18 protein-coding genes and 2 tRNA genes are annotated in these 24463 nt (G+C 45.3%); 18 read left to right on the forward strand and 2 right to left on the reverse strand.

What is annotated here, in order from left to right; translation table 11 throughout:
- Positions 1–12 precede the first annotated feature (12 nt).
- Complete coding sequence (locus BLT91_RS02345) at positions 13–1389, reverse strand: dipeptidase (protein WP_090816165.1); 1377 nt, start codon at positions 1387–1389, stop codon at positions 13–15.
- A gap of 132 nt (positions 1390–1521) precedes the next feature.
- Between BLT91_RS02345 and BLT91_RS02350 the strand changes: the two genes are divergently transcribed.
- From BLT91_RS02350 to BLT91_RS02420, 16 genes are all read left to right on the forward strand, one after another.
- Positions 1522–2067, forward strand: coding sequence for a GNAT family N-acetyltransferase (locus BLT91_RS02350; RefSeq protein WP_090816167.1), 546 nt, complete (start codon positions 1522–1524; stop codon positions 2065–2067).
- A 361-nt stretch (positions 2068–2428) separates the two neighbouring features.
- The gene (locus BLT91_RS02355; RefSeq protein WP_254776786.1) at positions 2429–3139 is read left to right on the forward strand and encodes an ABC transporter ATP-binding protein; all 711 of its coding nucleotides are present in this window, start codon (positions 2429–2431) and stop codon (positions 3137–3139) included.
- A complete protein-coding gene (locus BLT91_RS02360) occupies positions 3102–4199 on the forward strand; it encodes an efflux RND transporter periplasmic adaptor subunit (RefSeq protein WP_090816172.1) in 1098 nt (365 codons plus the stop codon). Before BLT91_RS02355 ends, BLT91_RS02360 begins: the two co-directional genes overlap by 38 nt.
- The gene (locus BLT91_RS02365; RefSeq protein ID WP_175532054.1) at positions 4199–7135 is read left to right on the forward strand and encodes an ABC transporter permease; all 2937 of its coding nucleotides are present in this window, start codon (positions 4199–4201) and stop codon (positions 7133–7135) included. The genes BLT91_RS02360 and BLT91_RS02365 overlap by 1 nt, the downstream gene beginning before the upstream one ends.
- Before the next feature lies 1 nt (position 7136).
- Entirely contained in the window at positions 7137–8060 is a 924-nt protein-coding gene (locus tag BLT91_RS02370; RefSeq protein ID WP_090816174.1) for an ABC transporter ATP-binding protein, read from the forward strand.
- The gene (locus tag BLT91_RS02375; protein WP_090816177.1) at positions 8057–9529 is read left to right on the forward strand and encodes an ABC transporter substrate-binding protein; all 1473 of its coding nucleotides are present in this window, start codon (positions 8057–8059) and stop codon (positions 9527–9529) included. Before BLT91_RS02370 ends, BLT91_RS02375 begins: the two co-directional genes overlap by 4 nt.
- A gap of 51 nt (positions 9530–9580) precedes the next feature.
- On the forward strand, positions 9581–11731 hold the full coding sequence (locus BLT91_RS02380; protein ID WP_090816179.1) for a hypothetical protein: 2151 nt from the start codon (positions 9581–9583) through the stop codon (positions 11729–11731).
- 284 nt (positions 11732–12015) lie between these two features.
- Complete coding sequence (locus BLT91_RS02385; RefSeq protein WP_090816181.1) at positions 12016–15126, forward strand: efflux RND transporter permease subunit; 3111 nt, start codon at positions 12016–12018, stop codon at positions 15124–15126.
- Between the two features lie 29 nt (positions 15127–15155).
- Positions 15156–16412, forward strand: coding sequence for an efflux RND transporter periplasmic adaptor subunit (locus BLT91_RS02390; RefSeq protein WP_090816183.1), 1257 nt, complete (start codon positions 15156–15158; stop codon positions 16410–16412).
- Between the two features lie 24 nt (positions 16413–16436).
- Positions 16437–18188 carry a hypothetical protein gene (locus tag BLT91_RS02395; protein WP_090816184.1) on the forward strand — a complete coding sequence of 584 codons (1752 nt, stop codon included), beginning with the start codon at positions 16437–16439 and terminating at the stop codon, positions 18186–18188.
- 165 nt (positions 18189–18353) lie between these two features.
- Complete coding sequence (locus BLT91_RS31200) at positions 18354–18518, forward strand: hypothetical protein (RefSeq protein ID WP_167356966.1); 165 nt, start codon at positions 18354–18356, stop codon at positions 18516–18518.
- Positions 18519–18609: 91 nt separating this feature from the next.
- Positions 18610–18686: transfer RNA gene (locus BLT91_RS02400), tRNA-Met, on the forward strand.
- A 15-nt stretch (positions 18687–18701) separates the two neighbouring features.
- Positions 18702–18775 (forward strand) — tRNA-Ile (locus BLT91_RS02405).
- 76 nt (positions 18776–18851) lie between these two features.
- Complete coding sequence (locus BLT91_RS02410) at positions 18852–19130, forward strand: DUF2277 domain-containing protein (protein ID WP_090816186.1); 279 nt, start codon at positions 18852–18854, stop codon at positions 19128–19130.
- 151 nt (positions 19131–19281) lie between these two features.
- On the forward strand, positions 19282–20028 hold the full coding sequence (locus BLT91_RS02415; RefSeq protein ID WP_090816188.1) for a DUF1906 domain-containing protein: 747 nt from the start codon (positions 19282–19284) through the stop codon (positions 20026–20028).
- A 38-nt stretch (positions 20029–20066) separates the two neighbouring features.
- Positions 20067–20885, forward strand: a complete 819-nt coding sequence (locus tag BLT91_RS02420) for a stalk domain-containing protein (protein ID WP_090816190.1) — start codon at positions 20067–20069, stop codon at positions 20883–20885.
- Positions 20886–20934: 49 nt separating this feature from the next.
- Here the strand turns inward: BLT91_RS02420 and BLT91_RS02425 are convergent, their stop codons facing one another.
- Entirely contained in the window at positions 20935–22068 is a 1134-nt protein-coding gene (locus BLT91_RS02425) for a hypothetical protein (RefSeq protein ID WP_090816192.1), read from the reverse strand.
- 199 nt (positions 22069–22267) lie between these two features.
- Between BLT91_RS02425 and BLT91_RS02430 the strand changes: the two genes are divergently transcribed.
- Positions 22268–23098 (forward strand): alpha/beta hydrolase family protein, encoded by an 831-nt coding sequence (locus tag BLT91_RS02430; protein WP_090816195.1) that lies wholly within the window; start codon positions 22268–22270, stop codon positions 23096–23098.
- Positions 23099–23102: 4 nt separating this feature from the next.
- Positions 23103–24461, forward strand: a complete 1359-nt coding sequence (locus BLT91_RS02435; protein WP_090816197.1) for a Na+/H+ antiporter NhaC family protein — start codon at positions 23103–23105, stop codon at positions 24459–24461.
- Positions 24462–24463 lie beyond the last annotated feature (2 nt).

Genomic DNA, 24463 nt, shown 5'->3' on the forward strand with positions numbered 1-24463 from the left:
GTCCTCTCAAACTTATTCATTCATTGCGGCAAGTTTCAACCAGAAGCGGCTGATTGTCTCTGTTCCTTTATCCCAATTGACCAAATGGAAATGCTCATTCGGCGCATGCAGGTTTTCACCTGGCAAGCCAAAGCCAAGCAGAACAACCGGTGCGTCCAATACACGTCCTAACACTTCAACAATTGGGATTGAACCTCCGCTTCGTGTATATACAGGCCAGACGCCATAGGTATCCTCATAAGCTTCCGCGGCTGCTACCATTACAGGCTCATCTATTGGTGTTATAAAAGGGTTTCCGCGCAGCTGGCGGTCTAAAGTAACTTTTACGCCGGGCAGGGGTAGAGCATGAATATGTGTTTCAATGGCATCCATGATTTCTTCCGGTACTTGTGCGGCAACGAGACGGCAAGCAATTTTGGCAGCAGCACGATTAGGAATGATCGGTTTAATGCCTTCACCTTGGAAGCCTCCGCTCACAGATGTAATTTCCAAAGTCGGTCTGGACGTCGTTTGTTCATAGAATGAGAACCCTTTTTCCCCAAATAACGTGTCGACATTTAAGTCTGACCGAACCTTGTTCGAGTCTGGTTCTACTTGTTTAAAAGCTTCGCGTTCTTTGTCTGAAAGCACGATGACGCGATCATAGAAGCCCTTAACAGCTACATAACCATTCTCATCATGGAAGGAACTCAGCAGCTTAGATAAAGCGTGAATCGGATTTTGAACAGCGCCGCCGAACAGACCTGAATGCAAGTCGCTATTTGCGCCGTCAACCGTAATTTCAAATCCAGCTAGACCGCGAAGACCATACATGAGTGCAGGTTTGCCTGGTCCTTGCATTTGGGTATCCGAAAGCATAATGGCATCGGCTTGTAATTTGTCTTTATACTTTTCCACGAATGGAGGCAGGTTCTTACTTGCAATTTCTTCTTCGCCTTCTATACAAAATTTCAAATTAACAGGAAGACTGCCGTGCGTGTGTAAAAAAGCTTCAACCGCTTTGACGTAAAGCAGCAGCTGACCTTTATCATCTGTGCTGCCGCGGCCAAATAGCTTGCCATCTCGAATAACAGGCTCAAAAGGAGGTGTGTTCCATAGCTCTAGCGGTTCAGCCGGTTGAACATCATAGTGTCCGTAGACGAGCACAGTCGGTTTACCCGGAGCATGCAACCAGTCGGCATAGACCACAGGATGTCCACCTGTAGCCATAATCTCGATGTTCTCGAGACCTGCTTGTTTCAAGGACTGAGCTGTCCATTCAGCACAGCGAATCATGTCGGGTTGGTGTTCAGCAACAGCACTTATACTCGGTATCCGCAAAAACTGCATTAATTCCTCTATGTGTTGATCTCTTTGCGCATCCAAATAGGTTTTGATCGTCTCAATCATGTTTGATTTCTCCTTCTTTTAAGCAATAATAAAAAGTTGCTTCTTTTAAGTTCCCCAAAGGCAGGAAAATTCCTGCAATTAAGTGAAAAAGTAAAGGCAAGTCTTCTAAATTCTTGGTAAGGAGCTAAATCAATGAAGCTATTGTGTAAGACGGAACGAATGTCATTAGTCATGCTGGACCGTTCGTCAACGGATCTGGTGCTGGATTATGTGATACGCAATCGAGCTTTTCTGGAACCCTGGGAATTGGAGCGCAATGAAGCGTATTTTACAAGGGCTTATCAGGCTGATCAGTTGGAACAGGAAGCGAAAAAGATCGAGGAAGGCCAATTAATTAAGGCTTGGCTCATGATTGAGGACCGAGTTGTGGGGTCAATCTCCCTTAGTAATATTGTCAGAGGCGCATTTCAATCGTGCCATTTGGGCTACCGGATGGATGAGAACCTCCTCAATCGGGGATTAATGACGGAGGGACTGAAAGCGATCATCGCCTATGCATTTGAAGAAATGTCCTTGCACCGCATTGAAGCAAATATTATGCCTCGAAATGGTGCTTCCTTGAAGGTCGTTGCGAAGTTAGGCTTCTACGAAGAGGGCCTGGCGCTGAAATATTTAAAAATTCATGGTGTTTGGGAAGACCATATTCATATGGTGCTGCGGAATAAAGCGATGGAATAAAGGATGGAATATCGCGAGCCAAAAATGATAAACAATAAAGACCGTTTTTCGCTATGAAGTTATAGCGATAAAACGGTCTTTATATGTTTTTAAGCTTACGAACGTAAAGTTTTATTCCCTGTGAATTGGATTAGATCAGGTAGAGACAAATTACAAGATGGAGTGATAACTCTAATAGATTCATACAAACGGTATATCGCCAAAAAGTTTTCAGGAAATTTTCAGTTTCACCGGAACTTTTTGGAAGGATATACCGTCTATTTTATCATACATTCAGTTTGGAAAAGAAAGGAAGACCTACCATATGGCGAGCTGGTTTCGAAAAAGAAGCACACTAGAGACTTTAGCGATTGAAGAGGAGATGGAGTCTGACATACGTTTCTCTCGGCTCGCTCCAGCGAGTCCGCTATTGAAGGTAAGTGGTGTACATCGCTCCTTTCAAGTAGGAGGCCAAAGGTTAGATGTACTAAAAGGGATTGCGATGGAGCTGAAACCGCTGCAGCTTGTTATGCTCAAAGGCAGGTCAGGCTCGGGGAAAACTACGCTGCTTAATTTAGTCGGGGGGCTGGATCAACCGAATGAGGGGGAGATTTTATTTCAGGATCACGCTTTTCATCTATGTAGTGATGATGAACGGACGTTGATTCGTCGAAAGGAGATTGGTTTTATCTTTCAGTCTTATGCTCTAATGCCTTTATTGTCTGCTTGGGAAAATGTCGAGCTGGCGCTGCGAATGGCGGGCATTCCGCGCTCACAGTGGAAAGAAAGGGTGAAGCATTGTCTGGACCTAGTTGGTCTTGGCAAGCGGATGCATCATCGTCCTTACGAACTTTCCGGGGGTGAGCAGCAGCGTGTTGCGATTGCTAAGGCGATTGCGCATCGGCCCTCCCTTATTTTAGCGGATGAGCCTACAGCAGAGTTGGATTCCCAGATGGGTGCACAGATTATGTCCGTTTTTCGCAGTATGATTGCAACAGAACAAGTTACAATTTGTATGACGACACATGACCCTACAATTTTGGAGGTTGCTGATCATGTTTACGAAATGGTGGACGGAAAATTCGTCTCATAGTTGGACGATGAAGACATTAGCAGCACTGCTTGTATGTTCTATACTCCTACTCTCTTCAGGTTGTTCGCTATTGCCTAAGGAGCAGGATGAAGAACCACTTCCCATGATTAATCCACCTAAGCTTTCCAAAAAGCCCGAGTATACCGTGAAAACGGAGACCCTTGAGACGAAAGTAAGAGGGAGTGGACGATTAATGGCGCTGCAAGAAGAAAAGCTCTTTTTCTCCGAAGATATGACCGCCAAACGGATAAGTGCTATCCTCGTGAAGAACGGGGATTCCGTAGAGATAGGGCAGCCGGTTGCCGAACTTGACGTTACGGATATGGAGAGTGATTTGAAGCGGAAGAAGCTTCAAACACGTAAGGATGAGCTGACGATGATCGAAACGCTTCGGAAGGCTGACGAAATGACGCCTGAGCAAATTGAGCAGGCCAAGATTGATTTTGAGCTGAAGCGTGAGGAACTGACCAAGCTCGAGTCACAAGTTGGTAAAGCGAAGCTGCTCGCACCGTTCCGCGGAACCATCGTCACGGTAGCAGCCAAGAAAGGTGATACCGTGAAATCCGGAGAGTCCGTCGCGACGCTCGCAGATTTGAATGAATTAACCGTGGCCGCAAGTATTAGTGCAGATGATGCGAAGAAAGTAGCCATTGGGATGGATGTTCAAGTGGACATTAATTCAGCCGGTCAGCATAAAGGTAAAGTAAAGCAACTTCCTAACTTACAAGCAGGTGGTAACAACGGGGCTGGCTTCCCAGGAGACGGACAAGGCGGCAAACAGGATACAATCGATCAATATTTGGTTGTTCAGCTGAATGAGTTTCCGAAAGGACTGAATCGAGGAACACCGCTTAGTGTGACGATTATTACACAAAGAAAAGAAAACGCCACGACGATCCCCTTGGCTGCTCTTCGTTCCTATTCAGGCCGAAATTATGTGCAAGTGATTGATAATCAAGGCAATAAGAAAGAAGTCGACGTGGAGATCGGTCAACAGACGTCAACGGATGTGGAGATTGTAAAAGGTCTTACAGCCGGACAGAAAGTAGTGGGTCGTTAATGTCTATCCCGATGCTGCGGTTTTTATTTCGGAAAATGTGGAATACCCGTTGGCTAACGCTCAGCACCTTACTCGGACTTGTTATGGCTGTTGCCTTCACCACGAGCATTCCGATGTACGCGGATGGGTCGCTGAAGCGAGTTGTTGCCAAATCGTTGGAAGAGAAGAGCAGCGGACTTCCTGCAGGCTCTCTGCTTATGCGCAATCAAGCTGTTGGGACAGAACGTGCAGGCCTGGATGAGCTGAAAGACGTCAATGTTTATATACAAGATCAAATTCCCAAAGATATTGGGTTTCCGGTCAATACTTTTGCAAGAAGTTATTCGATCAAAGGAGCACAGCTATCTCCTGCCGATGCAACAAAGGCTGACCCGAGCAAACGCCGTCAAATGTCATTAACTTCATGGAGTGGGCTCGGTGAGCAGGTGGAATGGTCCATCGGGCAAATGGCTTCAGGACAAGTACAGAATGGTGTCATTGAAGCTGTTGTCTTAGAGGAAGCTCTGTTTCGGAATGATCTTCATGTTGGGGACATCTTTAATTATTCGGTCTCTGGAGCAGGCGGCAGTCAACTGTTAAAGGTGAAAATTGTAGGTTCCTTCAAACCGAAAAACGAAACGGATGCTTATTGGTTTCAAGGCTTAGAAGGGTTAGTAAATGCACTTATTATTAGCGATGATGTATTTATGAAGACGTTATTAACGGAGAAGAAAATTCCGCTGCAGCTCGCCAATTGGTACTATGCTTTCGATCTGCGAAACATTCAAACGAGTCAATTATCTCCACTTGAGAACCGTTTGGAAAGATTGGATATTAACCTATTCCAAAAACTCAAAAATACCAAGGTTGATGTGTCTTTCAAGCCTATTCTTACTGAATTTAAAGCCCAAAGCGTACAGATGCAGATTTTATTATTCACATTAGCGGCCCCGATGATTGCAATGGTTTTCTATTACATCGTGATGAATGCCCGACAATCGCTTGATCGACAGCGGAATGTGATTGCCACCCTACGAAGCCGTGGAGGCAGTACGAAGCAAATCGTAGGGATCTACTTTCTGGAAGGCTTGTTACTTGGAGGCATTGCACTGCTGCTCGGACCGTTTATGGGTTGGTTCATGGCGAAAAGTATTGGCTCTTCAAGTGGCTTTCTAACCTTTGTGGATCGTAAATCAATTCCTGTCAGCTTCACAGCTGAGGCTATGCTATACGGGGGACTCGCAGTTCTCATAGCGATTCTTGCTAGTGTCATTCCAGCGGTCGTTTTCGCAAGATCTTCGATCGTGAACTATAAGCAGCAGCTCGCACGTTCCGATCGCTCACCACTGTGGCAGCGTTGGTTCCTTGACATAGTCTTGCTAGGTCTGGTTGGCTACGGCTTCTACTTATTTGACCAACGTCAACTATTGTCTGTGCAAACGGGACTCACGACGGATCAGCTGCAGGTGCATCCGCTGCTGTTTTTCGTACCAGCACTCTCAATCTTCGCGCTGGGGCTCTTCTTTCTGCGCATCTTTCCTTGGCTGCTGCGTCTGTTCGGCTGGCTGGGGCGTAGATTCCTTCCCGTGCCGCTTTATTTGACACTCGTGCAGCTTTCACGCTCAGCCAAAGCTTACTACCCGCTCATGCTGCTGCTCATTCTCACGCTAGGACTAGGTGTGTACAATTCCTCGGCTGCACGTACGATTGATTTAAACTCGACGGAGCGGACCTTGTACCAATATGGGACCGACGTGGTCCTGCAGACCGTATGGGAAGGCTTCTCTGACGATCTGCCAAAGAATCCGAATGCAAGAGGAAACCCTGGAGGAGCTCAGGGTGGCGGGACCGCAGGATCTGGGGGGAGTAACGGGCAGAATGGCCCGAATGGCAGCGGAGGCTCTGGAGCAGGTGGCGGCCAAGCTGGCCCGAAGCCGGGAGAGGAAACTCCCACTAAGATTCGCTACGTAGAGCCGCCGTTTCAAGTGTTCCGAGACCTAGAGGGTGTCAAGGCTGCAGCCAGAGTTTTGCTGACCAAAGGAAACGTCGTCGTATCCGGTAAATCGACCGGCCAAGGAATGGTCATGGGGATCGATAACGTCGACTTTGCCAAAGTAGCCTGGTTTCGGCCCGATTTATTCCCAGCACCTCCTAATCAATATCTGAATTTGCTGGGCAGCTATGAGCAAGCCGTCATTATTCCTTCGAATTATGCAAGTAAATATGCGCTTAAAACAGGTGATCTGCTATCGATTACAATTGGGCAGCAGCCCGTGGAATTCGTCATTGTTGGCATTTTACCGTATTGGCCGAGTCAATACCCCGAGCAAACGCCATTTTTCATCACAAATCTGGATTATTTATACGATCAAGCACCTATTAGTCCCTATGAAGTATGGTTGAAAATGAAACCGGAAGCTAAAGTTGCGCCAATTGTAACAGCCCTCCAGGCCAAAGGGATTGAACTTGCCTCTGTGAAGGATGTTCGTAACGAGCTCATCGTCCAGAAGAAGCTTCCAGCAAGAGGCGGGGTGTTCGGGATTCTTAGCTTGGGCTTTCTCGTCTCAATCACGGTGTCTTTGATCGGCTATATGCTTTACTGGTTTTTCAATCTTTCCAATAGAGTTGTACAGTTCGGGGTCCTCCGTGCTATGGGGCTTTCCCGCAAACAATTGACCGGCATGCTGCTCCTTGAACAAGGCTTTACGGCTGGCTTGTCCATCGCGCTAGGTATCGGGATTGGTAAACTAACGAGTTATTTCTTCTTGCCCTTCCTGCAAACTTCCCAGAATGTGAAGACGCAGGTTCCACCGTTTCGAGTTGTTTTCGATTCCAAAGACACGTATCAGCTCTATTTCGTCGTTGCATTCATGATGGTGACTGGGGCGCTACTCCTGTTTTTACACATTCGAAGGCTGCGTGTTCATCAAGCTGTGAAGCTGGGGGAGGAGAAATAGCATGATTACTTGCGAGGGCTTAGTCAAAATTTATAAAACGGACGAGATTGAAGTTGTAGCTTTGCAAGGACTTAACATCCAGATCGACGCTGGTGAGTTTATGGCCATTATCGGGAATAGCGGAAGCGGTAAGTCCACATTGCTTAACATTTTGGGAGGTCTTGATCGACCTTCCGCAGGTCAAGTGAAAGTAGGCGATTGGGATTTACTAAAGATTACGGATAAGCAGCTTGTTGATTACAAACGGCATACGGTTGGCTTCATCTGGCAAAATAATGCGCGGAATCTCGTTTCTTACTTGACCGCGCTCGAAAATGTGGAAATGCCGATGATGCTGAGCGGCAATTATGACCCTGCATATGCCAAACAATTGCTTGAATGGGTAGGTCTTAGCAATCGGATGAATAACAAGCTGCAAGAACTGTCTGGTGGGGAACAGCAGCGCGTAGCCATTGCGATTTCACTTGCAAACCGTCCGCGGTTGCTCCTTGCGGATGAACCAACGGGGTCCGTGGATACGAAGACGGCGGATATGATTTTATCTATTTTCCAGCGGCTGAATAAGGAATTGGGTGTGACAATTGTTATTGTTACCCATGATTTGTCAATGGCTGGCAAAGTAGGACGGGTCGTCGCGATTCGAGACGGCATGACGAGTTCGGAGTTTATTGCCCGAAACCCATCGATTACAAGCATTGACAGAATGGCCATGGGACTCACAAGTGAGGATCATGAAGAGTACGTCGTGTTGGATCGAGCAGGTCGTTTACAGGTTCCAAAAGCTTATTTGACCGCTCTGCAAATTGACGGTAAAGCTACGATGGAGTTTGACGGCGAAAAAATCATGATTAAAGCACCGAAAGTGATACCTGCGCATGAGGGAGTAGAACCTAATTCACAAACCGTTGGAGGAAAGTTAAAATGAAAATGATAACGCGTAAAATGCTTGCCACTACCCTAACGCTGGCAATGGTAGCTCCTCTTGCTGTTGCTTGTACCAAAGGGGAAAAAGCGGATGATCAAAAGGAGCGTGTGCTGAAGATCGCGACTTCCATGGGGTTTGGTGGCGATGATGAATACTTCAGACAACAATTCACCGAAATATTTGAGTTCGCTAATCCGAATATCAAGATTGAAATCATCCCCACGATGGATGAGAAGTTCCGCTATGGCGGTGCTCAGCCTGGGGAAAAGATGCCGGATCCCATAGAGAAGCTGAAGGAGGTGATGCAGGGGGATAATCCGCCGGATGTGGTGATGGTCGGTTATGAGCAGCTGCCAGATATGATCGAAAGCAACTTGTTAACTCAGCTTGATCCACGTATAACAAAAGATAAATTTGATACAACTGGTATCGTTCCTGCGGTTATTGACGGCATTAAAAATGCAGGCGGCGGTAAGCTTTACGCGCTTGCTCCGACATTCAGCTCCTCGGCGCTCATTTATAATAAGAAAATGTTCACAGATGCAGGAACTGATTTTCCGAAGGATGGCATGACATGGGATGAGGTTTTTGATCTTTCCAAACGCCTGGTCAAAGGGGAAGGAGAGAACCGCATTAATGGTTTCTCATTTTCGACGCAATCCCAAGGTGATTTGTTTTACGGTATGCAAATGTATACAGCTCCCCTGCAGCTGAAAATGTTCGATGATGCCGGTGAGAAAATGACTGTGGACACGGATCAATGGGAAAAGGTTTGGGCGAAAATGGCTCAGCTGCAAAAAGATAATGTATTCCCGGAACTTTTCGATCCGCAAAAGCCAATGAATCGTAAATTCGATCAAGAGAATCCTTTTGCCTACGACGATTTCATGTCAAGTCGCTTAGCAATGGGGATTATCAATTATGGTCAAATTCAACAAATAATCAATGCGAACAAAAACGCAGCCAACTACAAAGGTTTCAAACCGATCGATTGGGATGTCGTGACAATTCCTTCTCACCCTGAAGCTAAAGGCGTTGGCGGCTCCATCTATATGAATGGGATTATGGGTATTAATGCCAAAGCGCAAAACCCCGATGACGCATGGAAGTTCATTAAATTCATTAATGGTGATGACTGGGCGAAATTGAAATCTCACAGTTCCTATAACTTGGTCGCACGTTCCAAATATTTAAAGCCAAAAGATGGATTGGATTTCCATATGGAAGCATTTTATAACGTCGTACCGGTACCTATGGAAAATAACTTTAAAATTTATCGCGATAAGCCTAATATTTTTCAAGTACAAGAGATTGGGCGCCTGCAGTTTGCAAATGTTCTAAAAGGGAAAATGACGGCTCGCGAAGCGCTAAAGCTGTGGCAAACTCAGGGAGATGCGATGCTTAAGCAAATGAAGGATAATCCGAATACGCCAATGAAACCGATGATGGAAGCTGTTCCTGCAGGTTAGGAGATCGTTCCGTACGATGCAGACAGACTATGAAGGAGGTAACATATTATTATGAGAATCAAGTTCCGCTACACTCGCTTAGCAACCATTGCCTTATCTGCTGCGTTGGCATTGGGAACCATGACTCCCGTTTGGGCTGATGGCAGTCCATCCTCTATTGCTTCGACGGTAGGTAAGGTTTCGATAACTGGGAGCAGTTTCTTTGAGTTGAAACAGATCCACGTTTTACCTGATCAAAGCGGCAAGCTGGCCACATTTACCATTACTATTCACAACGAAGAGAGCAGTGAGCTGCAGTTTATTAATTATTGGGTCCGGCTGAAAAGCAAATCCGGTAATCAATTCTCAGCGCGTTTGCTGCCTGCAGATAAGGATAAAAACCGGGTTGCTCCCGGTTCTACAACAGATTTAACGTTCTATGCTTCTCTTAACCCCAGCACAAACATACAAGATCTCGTTGTCCAATTTATCAAATGGGACTTTAGTCAATCGAAATTTGAAAATGTACTGGGAGAGATCGCGGTACCAGATGAGTATTCGGATGTTACGCCTGCGGATGGCGTTGCAGCCATTTCTGTGGGCGGTATCCAGGTGAATGCTTCTATTAAGAAGTTCATCAGCAACAAGAATGAAAAATATCATGTTCCAACCGTGTATGTAACTTTAGAGAATGCTGGCAATCACACGGTCACCATTCCCTCGTACCTCTTCTCGATCCGCACGCCGGAGGGGCTGCTATATCCGATGGATGCTAAGGGTCTGAAAGAGTTGAAAATCAATCCGAAGGAGAGCAAGGAGATTCAACTATCGGGTTCCATTCCGGTGTCGGTTGCCGCGGATAATTGGCAGTTGTCCGTAGCGGAAACAATTCCAGACTTGAAGTTAAACGTATCCGTTACGAATTTCCAACTGCCAGCAGTTACCGTACAAGAAGGTGGTTCAGTTGGAAAAGAGTACTCCTTCACGAGTAAATCAGGTGTTTATACAACTCAGCTTAATGGACTTCATCGATTACCTTGGGAAGATCAAGACTTATTAACAGCCGATTTGACACTAAGTAATAAAGGTGAGGAGTCCTTGCCTATTCCGAAATTATCGGGGTATTTCCTGCTCGACGATGCTGTTAAAATCGATGCTAAGCTTATTCAGACCGCTAAAGTGATTGGATTGGGAGCGGGAGCAAGCGTCAATTTGCAAATTGCAGGCAAAGTGCCGTATACATATGAGTTTTCTCACGTGAAGTTAGTTTTGCAAGAAAATGAGGCAGAAGCGTCAACTATAGATACGGATAAGGGCAGTTCCTCAGCTACAGATGTACTGGAGTTCACCACACAGTCGGAGCTTCAGGCCATTCCTTTCATCGGCTTGGGCCAGTCCTACACAGCTATTGATGTTGGACGTAAGGCAAAGTATGTGGTTCGCAATGTGTCCACTTATGAAGACAAAACGAATATCATGTACTCGGCGATGGTAGAAGTAACGAATTTGGAGAAGCGATTTACGAATGTTTCCAAGCTCGTCGCCAATTTCCGTTCGTCGGATGGGACCGTTTTTCCGGCAACAGTTGCTGAAGTAAAGAATAAAATAAGCCCAGCAGGAAAAGCGTTACTAAACATATGGGCATCTGTCCCCAAAGGCTACTCCACTTCAAATATGAACTTACTCCTTGGAGAAGCAGTCACCGACGGCAAACTGTCCGAAGGTGAGAAAACCGTTGCTGATTCCTATGTGAACCCAGTTGCCTATGGGCTGCCGGATGAGAAGACGAATGTAGCAACATTACTTAAGAATGTCGATTTATTTCCTTATACGATTACGATAGATAAAATTGGTACGAAGATTGAGGATAAAGTATTTACTTTAAAATTTAACTACGAGTTAATGAAAGAAAAATTGACGGAAATCAACACCGAAGGTCATAGCTTGCTGCTAGTTTTTGAAGATGGCGGTGGAATCAAGCGATTTGAGAAAAAATTTGATTTCAAAGACTTTGATGTGATTAATGGAGACTCTACAGCCGATGAAGATACAAAGATTCGTCTAGGCAAGCGGAAAAATTTTCAAATTACAATTCCAGATCCGGGACTCATCTATAACACCAAATTCCTCGAGAAATATACGCTCAGTATTTATGATGAGTTCCAAGGTCAAAGAAAGCTGCTGGCGACACAGAAAGCGGATTGGTTTATTACAACGGACTGATTCATTATTGGATTGAGTAAAGCGAAGGCATTCCTGCCTTCGCTTTTGTTTGTTTAGTCACATGAAGTCATAACCGTTCACCCATGCATATGACCATATTATGACTGGAATATGACTTCACTCACCTGTTTTTATCAAATTGAAGCGATATAATAAATCCAGACCGAGAAAAAACATAAAATTTTCAAAGCTAGTTTATATTTTGTTAAGAAATTCCAAGTATGATGAATGAGTGAGCACCAAGGATGTAGGGTATTAAAGCTGGTGATAGGGGAGAAGTGAGAATGTCCAAGTTAACCGAGTTTTCAATGAAAAATGTAGCAGCGATTTTCATCCTCATGCTGCTGTTGGTCGTAGGTGGAACATACTCCACAACGACTCTCAAGGTAGAAAGTTTTCCTGATATTACATTTCCGGTCGTAATTATTAGTACTACATACGTAGCACCTCCGAAGGATGTGTTAGATGAAATTACGAAGCCGCTGGAGAAGGCTGTTGCAGGATTAGATGGGTTAAAAACCCTGAGCTCCGGCTCACAGGACAATTACTCACAAATTATCCTGGAGTTAAATCAAGATAAGAAGCCTGAAGATGTGAAGAAAGATGTGGAGAGTCTGATCTCCAATGTGAAGCTTCCTCAAGGATCCGAAAAGCCTAAAGTACTAACGGCTGGATTCGCTTCCGAACCGGTCTACTATTTAGCTGTTTACGGTAATGAGGGAATGAACCAAGCTGAGCTCGATAATGCCTATAAGAATACGATTCTGCCTGGCTTTAATGGACTCAAAGGAATCGACCATGTGGACTCTGTAGGTAATCAGGACGCTGTGCTTACCATTAAGCTGGATGCGCCTGCGATTAACAGTTATGGTCTAACACCGGCAGATGTTTCGGGTTTGATCAAAGCTTCACTGGTTTCTAGCCCTGCGGGTACTGTAGATTTCAATGGGAACTCGCAGATGGTACGTGTTAAAGGTGAAATGGATACCATTTACAATTTAGATAATTTAAAAATTACAACGAAAACGGGTGACACGCTGCTTCTCAAACAAATCGCCAAAGTCGAAGCGATTAGCGAGTCCAAATTTATAGCTAGATTAGATGATCAACCGGCTATCGGCGTACTTCTTTACAAGACGAAAGCAGCGAATGCCGTAGAGTTTGCAGATAGTGCAGATAAGCTGATGACGGATTGGGGTCAAACACTGCCTGGCGTGAAATTCCACAAAATTTACAATTCAGCCAATGACATCAAAGATTCCATCCACGGTATGGTGCAAGAAGGCGGATTGGGTGCAGTGCTTGCCTCGTTAATGATCTTACTGTTCCTGCGTAATATACGTATGACAATCATCGTACTCGTATCCATTCCACTGTCCATTCTTGTTACGTTGTTAGTCATGGGTCCTCTAGGTATTTCCCTAAACATTATGACGCTTGGAGGAATGGCTATTGCCGTCGGGCGGGTCGTGGACGACAGTATCGTCGTTATTGAGAACATCTACAGTCAGCTGCAGGTCGCTCAACAACGAAACGAATCTGTCATTAAATTGGCAACGAAACAAGTTTCTAGCGCGATTACTTCTTCTACGATTACAACAGTGGGTGTATTTGGTCCCATTGGATTCGTGAGCGGGGTGGTCGGTGAAGTATTCCGTCCTTTTGCGATTACACTTGTAGTAGCCTTATTATCTTCATTGATTGTTGCTTTAACAGTGATTCCGATGCTAGCAAAGCTAATGGTGCTTAGAAGTAAGAAGCTAGCGAATCACAATGAACATAGGGTAGGGACATTGGGTGAAAAGTACAAAAAAGCAATTATTTGGTCCTTAAATAACCGTATCAAAACGCTTTTGATTGCTGGCGCTGCCCTATTACTCTCAATTGTCATTACAGTACCCAATTTAGCGGTGGCTTTCATGCCGAATAGTGAGTCCGTTAAACAAGGGGCTATTGAGATTAAAATGCCGCGGGAAACATCCATCGAAATGATGAATGAGAAGTCCAAAGAACTTGAAAAGGATTTGAAATTACATACAGACAAAAAGGGTAATCCTGCATTCAAGTATATTGAATCCCTTGTAGGTTATAACCAGAGCAGTGACCGCTATGCTTACAGAGCGATGATGTTTTTCGAGCTGTCAGCAGATACGGATGCGACAGAAGCAGTCAAAACGTATAAAGAAGATATGTTGAAATTGATGCCGCCTGGATCGGATGTCAATGTACAGTTGTTCACCGGCGGACCTCCAACTTCAACGGGTGCAGATTTTTCCTACTCACTTAAAGGTGATGATCAGCTCTATCTCAAGCAAGCCGCACAAATTGTTAAAGATAAACTGAAGGAGTTCCCGGAGTTAAACGACATTAAAGACAGCTTGAGTGATTCCAAAACAGAAGTCGAGATTACGGTAGACCAAAACAAAGCACGCTTGCATGGGCTTTCCAATGCTCAAATTTTACAATCCGTCAACGCCTGGATTGCGGAAGAAAAGCTGGGCGATTTAAAATTTAATAACGTCACTTATGCGACCAAAGTTATGCTGAATCCCGTTTACAAGAACTCTGTGGATAAATTGGGTACTTTCCTGATCAAGACGCCTATGGGTCAAACCATTCAATTAAATGAAGTAGCTCGCGTCAGACAAATTGATGCGCCAAATAACATTAGTCGTGAAGACGAAGAACAGATTGTCAGTGTGAGAGCAAAAATTGAGAGTACGGATAAAGGCGGCGTCAGCAAAAAAATTACGGAAGAACTTGCCAAGTTAGAATTGCCATCAGGCGTCTCTCGTGAAGTGAAAGGCGTTTCTGATGATATTAACAGAAGCTTCATGCAGATGTTTTTTGCAATCTTCGCTTCCATTTTCATTGTTTACATCGTAATGGTTATTGCTTTTGGTAACGCTAGAGCGCCGCTTGCCATTCTGTTTTCACTGCCGCTTGCGGCAATAGGGGGCCTCTTAGGACTTCTAGTTACAAGAGAATCTATCAATGTAACTTCGCTCATCGGTTTCCTCATGCTGATCGGTATCGTTGTAACAAATGCGATTGTACTCGTAGACCGCGTGCAGCAGCTAAGAGAGCAGGATTATTCGATCCGCGACGCGCTTGTTGAAGCGGGAATTACGCGGTTAAGACCTATTATTATGACGGCAGGTGCAACTATTATTGCCCTCTTGCCATTAGGACTAGGATTATCCAAAGGAACAATCATCTCCAAAGGTTTGGCTGTCGTTGTTATTGGAGGTCTTACGACTTCAACTCTTCTAACATTAGTAATTGTGCCTATCATGTATGAGATTTTATTTAAGAAAAGAGAAGGCCGATGGTTCAAGAGAAAAGGAAAGTCGGATTCCATACAATCGGAGCAAGCAGCATCTGCGCTCCAATAAGCTGAACAGGGGAAAAGGAGAAAACGAATATGAAACGTCAGTTGTTTACGATTAAACAGAGTGCTAAATTATTCGGTGTCGTCGTGCTCAGTGCGGCGATAGCCGTTGGATGTTCCGCATCACCAGCAGCAAGCCCGGCAGCAACACCCGCTGCTGCAGAGCAAGGGGTCAAAGTAGTAAAAACGGCCAAAATAGTCAAGCAAAAGATTGGTGAACCTGTTGAACAAGTCGGTGACGTCTTATCATCCGTACAATTGGATGTTGTCGCGAAATCCGGTGGTGAAGTCATTGAAATTGTTAAGAAACGCGGAGACAAAGTAGAAAAGGGCGATGTACTTTTCCGATTGGATCCAACCGATGCGCTGATTCAGAAGGATTTGAATGCTGTTAGTATAAAAGGGGCACAAGCAGGACTTACTTCGGCTAAGCAGAACACTTCGAACGGTATCGAAGATGCCAAGGATCGGGTTTCCAAGATGGAAACCGCAGTTAGTGACCTAGAGAAAGCATACAACAAAGTTCACAATGATTATGATTTAGGGATAGCAACGAAGTCCCAATTAGAGCAGGCGGAAACGACGCTTAATAATACGAAGAAAGATCTAGCAAGCCAACGTAGAGCACTCAAGACACTGCAAGAAACGAACTCGCTAACACAAGCGGAGTCTAGTTTGGAATCAGCACAAGTTAACGCTCGTAATATCGAGAGAGCACTTAGCAACCTTGAGGTGAAAGCACCGGCTTCCGGTGTGCTTACGGATCTCAATGTGAGTGTCGGCCAGACGTTAGCGCCAGGTGGCCGAGTGGGGGAAGTTCAACAAACGAATCCAGTCAAAATCAAGTCCCAACTTACTGAAGCATCAGCTAACCTCGTTAGAGGCAAAGGTGAACTGACATTCTACATACCAGGCGTTACGAACAAAGCTAATGCCAAAGTGACCTACTTATCGGATGTCATTAACGGACAATCCAAAGCTTACGATCTGGAATTGGAGGTTCCAAATCCGGACGGCAAGCTAAGACCCGGTTCCAAAGCCCAGGTAGAACTAACCAAAGATGATGAACAAGTCGTTCCTGTTGTGCCAAGTCTTAGTATCGTTCACGAAGCCGGAGATAGTTTTGTTTATATCGTAAATGGGGAAACCGTGCAAAAACGTAAAGTTGAACTCGGTCGCTTAAATGAGACAAATCAGGAAGTTATTTCTGGGGTCAAGGAAGGCGAAATGCTCGTTATTTCCGGACAACATCAACTGAAAGATCAAGATAAAATAAAAGTGGGCAATTAACAAAAGAATTAGGAGGAGAAATAAGTGAATAAAACGATGAATAAATCGCTAGTTACAATTGTTCTAACTGCTGCCCTATTAACTACAGCTTCTTTTCCTGCATGGGCTGCCGATGGATTGAGCGGGGTAGTGGTTGCTGGAACAAGTGCAATTACAAGCTATACACTGACAGATAAAATTGAGGTAGAAATTAAAAGCATTCTCAATAATCATGAATCCGATTCAACGAAATTGGGCGCTGTCATTCGGGTACGCAATACCAGTGGTAACGTGACACGAGTACCTGACTTTGAATTACGGGTACGGATGGCGGATGGCATCGAATACACGCTGCAGCCAAGTGCCACAAATCCGAAATCGATTCAACCCAAGAGCCAGCAGGAACTTAGCTACTTGACGACGGTTGAGCGGAGTGATGACGTTGCTCTAACTGATCTTAGCTTTGTAGATGTGGATCTGGAAGTGTATCCGAAGGAAGAAACGACACTGCTAACCGTACCGGTTGACGCTGGTCTCGTATGGAACGGCAGTGATAGTACGATAACGAAGCCATCTGCTATCCTTAAATGGGGAGAGGCCTTTACCCTGCCTTCTTTACGATCATCTCTTGGATTCCTACCTGTGGATATTCATAAGGAAATCACAGCCAAAGGCGTATCCACGGTTGTCCAAATTCAAGTCCTGAATCCGACCAAAGAGCGCCAGACCGTTCCTAATTTTGGTATCGATGGCAAGACAGACAATAACGTTTATTCCGGTAGTCGTGCCGAAACATCTGTTATATTGGATCCAGGTGAGAAGAAGTACATCCATGTTGTCATCCCAACGGAACTGGACACGGAATTCACCAGTTTGAATGTGGTTACACCAGAGAATTTTGCCACTGCAATAGGTGAGGGCAAGTTCCATGAAGACAGCTACCGTGTAGGACGCGTCAATATTCTGCTCCCTGCAGGTGCTTTAACACAAGGCGTTATCCCAGCTCCGGAATACACGTTAGGCACAGCTGTCAAACTGGATACAACGAATAAATTCGTTCCTTCAAATGTCGATGTGTCGCTGGTTGAATTGCACGTAACAAGCAATGAAGACGATGGCTTCAATTCGGCTGTTGCGAAGTTTAAACTAACGAATAACAGTGAGAGACCGATCCCGATTCCCGCGATTCAAACGGAACTTGTTAGTAAAGACGGTTATGCCTATGTAGGAAGGAGACAGGAAGCTACAGCTCTCAGTGTCGTTCCAAAGGCCTCTTATGTCGTAAGCTATTCGTATGCCCTACCAGCTTCGGAGACTGGGGAAGGATTGAAGATGAACCTTTACAGTCAGCAAGCTAGTGGAGATACGACCTATAAATCATTACTTGCGACGGCAAAGGTACCTGTTCAGAAAAATGAGCCAACGAGCAAAGTTCTGAATGTGTATCCGTTTGAGATTGGCATTAAGGATTGGACCATTTCAGCTATTTTCCAAGGAAACATGACCTATGATTACAAGCTGAAGCTGGATTTGGACATAAACCCGGATAAACAAGTGACGGTCGATAAGTTTAACAGTAAACTTTCTTTCGAATTATTCGACAATGTTGGAAATCCAGTTGGAAAATCAGTTCAAGCCTTGTCAGGCGAAGGCCGATTGTACAATGGGTCAAATACAATTAACTTAAATGCGAAATCCAACCAACTTGACTTCCCAATTCAAGTCAAAGTGTTTGAGACATTCACCAATGAATATGGGGAATCCGTTAAACGGTTACTGACTACTTTCAAACAATAGTAAAACTCATGAAATGCCGCTTGGTTCTGTGCTGTTAAGCACTTCCAAGTGGCTTTTTTATTTATTTTGCCGCGGTAATTTATTGCTTGGTTAGGGAGGGCTCATAAGTCGTTCTTTTTTTGGATAAGATAGGATTATCGATTTGAACAAAACGGAGTGATTGCGATGAACTGGATATATTGGGCTAAATTATACGATTCCAAGTTTCAAGCGGGCTGTTTGGCTAAAAGAATGGAAGAAGATTGGTGGATTTACGGATATGAATGCCCACAAGAAGTGGAAGTGTATAAGTCGAAAAAAGGACGTTTTGGCGTTCGATATAATACGTAAATCTGACGAAATGACCTAGAAATTAACGCTTGACTTAGCCCTCGCGCTTAGTGTATATTTAATTTTGTCGCTGTTGAGCGGCAGCTAATGACGCGGGGTGGAGCAGCCCGGTAGCTCGTCGGGCTCATAACCCGAAGGCCGCAGGTTCAAATCCTGCCCCCGCAACCAATTTTACTTCATTTTGGGCCTATAGCTCAGTTGGTTAGAGCGGTCGGCTCATAACCGATTGGTCGGGGGTTCGAGTCCCTCTGGGCCCATACTCAGGAAACCCTTCATTATAAGGGTTTTTATTATTTTATGAGACCAAACAAGCCTCTCGATAAGGAGAAAGCTATGTGCCGAAACATTAAAACGCTATTCAACTTCGATCCTCTTGCTACTGACGATGAGATTCAGGCAGCCTCGTTACAATTTGTGAGAAAGCTCTCGGGCTTCACCGAGCCTTCGAAAGCGAACGAGGAGGCGTTCAATCGCGCCGTCCAGGAGATGTCTGTCGTTGCCCGGAATCTGCTCAATTCATTGGTAACCAATGCCGAGCCTCGCAATCGCGAGATTGAAATCGAACGTGCTCGCGCAAGAAATGCGAAAAGGTTCGGAGTTGCGGAAAATTAGGACTTCAATTTACTTACTAAAAAAGGTTCTTTCCTTTAGGGGGGAGGAGCCTTTTTCGGTTTTCCTGGATAGGCATACTACCTGATCTTGTAGCGCTCAACCCTAGGTAAGCATATTATATATGAAACTAGTAGAGAGTAGGTGAGTGAAAGTGACCAAAGGTTTTGATTGTTCAACGCCTTTAACGGCACCAACCGCCAGTGCTTTCGTCAAGGATGGCTACTCGTTTGTGGCCAGATATCTTGTTCCTAGTGGGTTTAAAGCACTTACCAAAGCAGAAGCAGACACGATTAGCCAGGCCGGCCTGCATATCGTATCTGTGTTCGAGACAACTGCTAGCCGAGCTCTTGATGGAAGGAATGCGGGATTAGCAGATGGGGCTACTGCTTTGCAGGTTGCTCATAATCTTAGCCAACCAGCTGGCAGCTGTATCTATTTTGCTGTTGATTTTGATGCTTCTAGTGCGCAAATGCCGGCAGTCATTGCCTATATTCAAGCAGCAAGTGAAGCGACACCTGAATACACGACAGGGGTATATGGATCTTTTTCGGTGATGGAAGCCGTACAAAAGGCAGGGGCTTGTTCACATTTTTGGCAAACGTATGCTTGGAGCGGCGGTGAAAAGTCTACTTTTATAAACATTTATCAATACTTTAATGAAGTGGTCGAACATGGAATCGATATCGATCACGATGAATCGTATGGGAATGAAGGTTGGTGGAATACGGTAGTGCCACCTGAGCCTCCCATATCCTATCCTCTGTCACCTGGTGACGCGAATTTGATTATACCATTCCTTTCTGCCGGATATTTTGCGACGAATTCCCCTGCTGCTCGAGAGGAGTTTCATCGCTTAGCTAATGAATTACGTAAAGCTTCAGGTCAACCGGAACAATAAATGATTCCCGAAATTAAACCGAACCGAATCCTCCTTTGATGCGTTTATTCTACAGAGTAGATGAATACATTCAAGGAGGATTTTTTGATGAAAAAAGTTTATATGCAGTCGTTCTAAGTATTGGCTTATTGGTTACGGGGATATTACCTGTTTCAGCTCATGAGCATGGTACGAGCCTGTCGGCTGATATGAATATGAAAGCATCCGCTTACATGCAGCAGCAGGTGAAATCCGATATGAAGCTCACATTGAATGGGAAACCATTGCAGTTAGACGAGTCATACTTGATCGATAGTTCCTTGTTTGTACCGTATCGCGCTTTTGCCGAAGGCATTGGATCCGAAGTGAGCTATGATGCCGCTACGCAAACGGTGACAGTAAAAAAGGACACCAAGACTGTTAAGTTGACTATCGGATCCTCAGAAGCAGATGTGGACGGATCCCTAATATCCATGGTTGGACCTGCTCAATTAATTAATAGCTCAACCTTCGTCCACTCGCGTTTTCTGGCTGAAGTGTTCGGCATCAAGGTCTTGTATGATGAATCAACGCGGACGGTTAATCTCATTAGTGGCGGAACGTCCGGATCAGGACAAGAGGTAGCTAAAACGTACTATGTGAATATGGAAGGCTTTGCTTTCAAAGAGGGGGAAATCACCGTAGAAGCAGGCTCATCTGTTATCTTTACGAATAAGGATAAAGTGAAGCACAATGCCGTTGCTGACGATGGCAGCTTCAAAACGAACCTTCTTGCCACAGGTAATTCTGAAAGTGTCACATTTACGAAACCAGGGGAATACACCTATTACTGTGAGCCACATAAGGAATTCATGAAGGGTAAAATTACCGTGAAATAAAGAAGGAAGCCCGGCATCTCTCGACTAGCTCAGAGATGCCGGGCTTTTGTTACTGTATGACCGCGCTGCGGATGTACCAGCGCGTATCTAGCGAGGCTCTTTCGAGGCGAAAGAGCACACGTCTGTGAGCAACCGCGGAAGCACGTGCCAGCGTAGCCGAAACGTCAACAGCGGTGTCAAGCTTCAGGAGCTGGGATACGTCCTGCTCCGGGAACTTGGACAGGCGGCGCATGCTGCGCACATGCAGCGCCTGCTCTTGCCCCGTGGTGACCTGCAGCAGCTGCAGGTCACCTTGGTTCGCTGCGCTGATCCACACGTCGATCAGCGCCCAAGGTGAGAGCTTGTTGATGTAGTCCGTCAGCAAGCCTGCGGCTCGGTGCACCATGACCTGGTGCGCCGGATCTGCGGAGCGGGAGCCGTGCGTCACGCTCCCGAGGAAGTGAATGCAGAAATGACCTTTGAAGTCATTTCCGGGAATACCATCACCACCATGCGGCATGCCATGCATGGACCCGGCGAGCGTGCGGCCGTTAAGTTTCACTAGGACCGCTTTGCGGTCCCAGCTCCAGGCGCCGCCATAGATAGTTTTCAGCGTTGCGGAGTCGGATTTGGTCAGCGGCTGGACATCCGCGTGATGGGAACCCGCGCGGCGCTGTCCCTCAAAGCTGAGACCGCTCTCCACGTCTAGAATGGTGAATTTACTGTATTTGGGGAGCACCTCACTCGCCTCCTCCCAAGGAAGCATCTCACCATAGTGCTTGGCTCTAAGTGATTGAACTTGTGAACGCAGCGATTCTTGAGCATGACTAGATAGGTTTACCATGAATCTAGACGAGAGATCTACCACCTTGCCAGTCGTAGTGACACCAAAGCTTTGCAACTGACCTTTTTTGTCATAAGAGAGCGTGGTGTCCGGTGGGAGCGGATCGACATATGGAGAACCTGCTCTCCCTTCATCCAGCTCTTTCTGTAATTTTTTATCTACAAATATAGCTTCTGTTTGATAAGCAGCATGGGGGGATGCTTTGACGACCAGCCGGAAGGTGTTGGAGTTCGCCGTCTTTTGATACAATGGATTGCTGTTAGCTTGGCAGTTGGCGCCTATTACACCTGTTATTAGCAAAGGAAACAACAATGTACAGATCAGCTTTCGGAGCAAGCTGGTTGCTCGGTTTTGATGCATAAATTAGCTTCCTCCTGAAATGATTTTTTTACCCGCAGGTTCAGATGATGAAGGGAGAGAATTAAACACCATAGTCAAGTTTTTACTAAATGTCTTAAATTTATGAACGGTCATACGGCACATGCTGTCTAATTTAGATTGTGATAAAATAACAGAAGTATGCAGTGATTTGAACACGAAGGGAAAGGTAGGAATACGAATGAAACCAAGATCGGGTAAACCATTTGAACGATTTATTGATACGGATCGCGTTGTGAGAGGAGACTTTTACGAAGCGGTATCACAGCCGGCTAGAGGGACTTTAATCATTTGTCATGGATACAAAGGATTTAAAGACTGGGGAATGTTTCCTCATGTGGCTCAATCATTGGCCGAAGTGGTTGATGTGATTTCGATCAATTTTTCTCACAATGGAGTAGGTGCTAGTTTACTTGAATTTACGGAACTTGAGAAGTTTGCTCGAGATACATACTCCAAAGATCTTGAAGACTTACATACGGTTGTGAACGATATTCGAAAACGTGAAGAATCAGCACAAAAGCCGATTCTTCTTTTAGGTCATAGCAGGGGCGCTGGGGTATGCTTAATCTACGCGCTCGATCACCCTGAACACATTGTCGGTGTGATTAGCTGGAACGGCATTGCCAATGTCGATTTATTTACAGAGGAAAATAAAGCGGAGATGCGCGCAACAGGGAGAACGTATACGTTGAATGGACGCACGAAGCAAAACATGCCGCTAGATCTCGAAATCTTAGAAGATATGGAACGTAATCGTGAGCGATTCGATATCATGGGCAGAATTAGTGCTGCTTCCTTCCCTATCGCTCTTATTCAAGGAACAGAAGACGGAGATCGAGGTATTCGAGGTTCAACGAGGCTTGTTGAGCAAAATCCAGCCATTAGGTGGTTTCGGATACCTAAGGGAAATCATACCTTTGGTTCTGTTCATCCCTATCAAGGGGAGACGGAGCCGCTAAAGGAAGCCATAAGTGAAACCCTAAAAACAATTCGAGAGATGTTGGCATAAAACCATGTTAACAAATAGACAACTTGGCGTAACGATTTCGATTACGATTATTGGTCTGGCTGCCGCGTATTTTCTTCATATTGCTTTAGCGATTGGATTTTCATTGGGGCTTCTAACATTGGTTGCCCTCATTCGGCGAAGAGGAGCCGCATTTCCAGATATCTTGCAAAGTATGTGGGAAGGTATCAAACACACCAAAGAGGTTATATGGATTCTTGCATTAGTCGGGATTGTTATCCCTACATGGACAATGAGCGGAACAATCCCTTATATGATCGATAAGGGACTTCAAATCGTGGATCCCAGCTTTTTTCTGACGTTCTCATTTATACTCTCTGCTTGTATCTCTATGCTGCTCGGCACCTCTACGGGAACGCTCAGTTCGGTTGGTATTCCTTTAATTGGTCTAGGCGTGCTGCTGCAAATCCCGCTTCCTATGATTGCTGGAGCACTCGTATCAGGTGCTTTCGTCGGAGATCGGACATCGCCATTTTCTAGTGCGAATAGACTTGTAGCTTCCTCTACAGGTGTCTCGGTTCATGAGCTATTCAAAGTCTTGCTTCCTACAACAATAGGTGCATTAGGTGCTACGCTTGGGTTTTTCTTGATATGTGATTTGAGTGGCGCTTGGCATCAAAGTGTTATCGGCTTGCTCAGTCAGCAGTTTGATTCAGGGTTTAAGTACAGCCTGTGGCTTTTGCTGCCGGTCCTTGTTCTGTTGATTTCTATCCTTATCAGGTTCAAAACAAGAAACGGCTTTTTGTTGTCGATTGCTTGTGCCATCGTTATTAGCGTGACTTTTCAGCATGTGACCTTGAACGAATGGCTGCACGATATGTGGTTTGGCTATCATTCTAGCTTATTTGTCACGCTCCAAACCAAAGGTTTGTCTAACATGATTGAGCTGATTGTTCTTATTGGACTTGCCGGTGCGTTCAATGGCATTTTGGAAGAGAATCGTGTCCTTCAGACTTATATGCAAAAGTTGCTAGGGGCGTCGTCTGCTTCACTCCTTTCAGCGACTGTCCGAACATCCCTTTTTGGCCTTGGGCTGGGCCTTGTTTCATGCACGCAAACATTGCCGATAATGATGACAGGGCGGAGCTTGCTGCCTTTCTGGGAAGAACGTTTCCCACGCAGCCAACTTGCCCGAGTCGTGGCTGATTCAAGCCTCATTCTAGCTGCTATGATCCCATGGAATATGCTTGCCATCGTATGTGGAACAATCGTTGGCGTACCCGTTGATCACTATGTGGGCTATGCACCGTTTCTTTGGACTTTGCCTGTATGTACCTTACTATGGTCGTTCTGGTGGAGAGACCGTGGGAATGTTGTGGGATTAAGAATTAAAGGAGGGAGATAACC

The organism is Paenibacillus sp. yr247 (assembly GCF_900103825.1).
Classification (GTDB): domain Bacteria; phylum Bacillota; class Bacilli; order Paenibacillales; family NBRC-103111; genus Paenibacillus_E.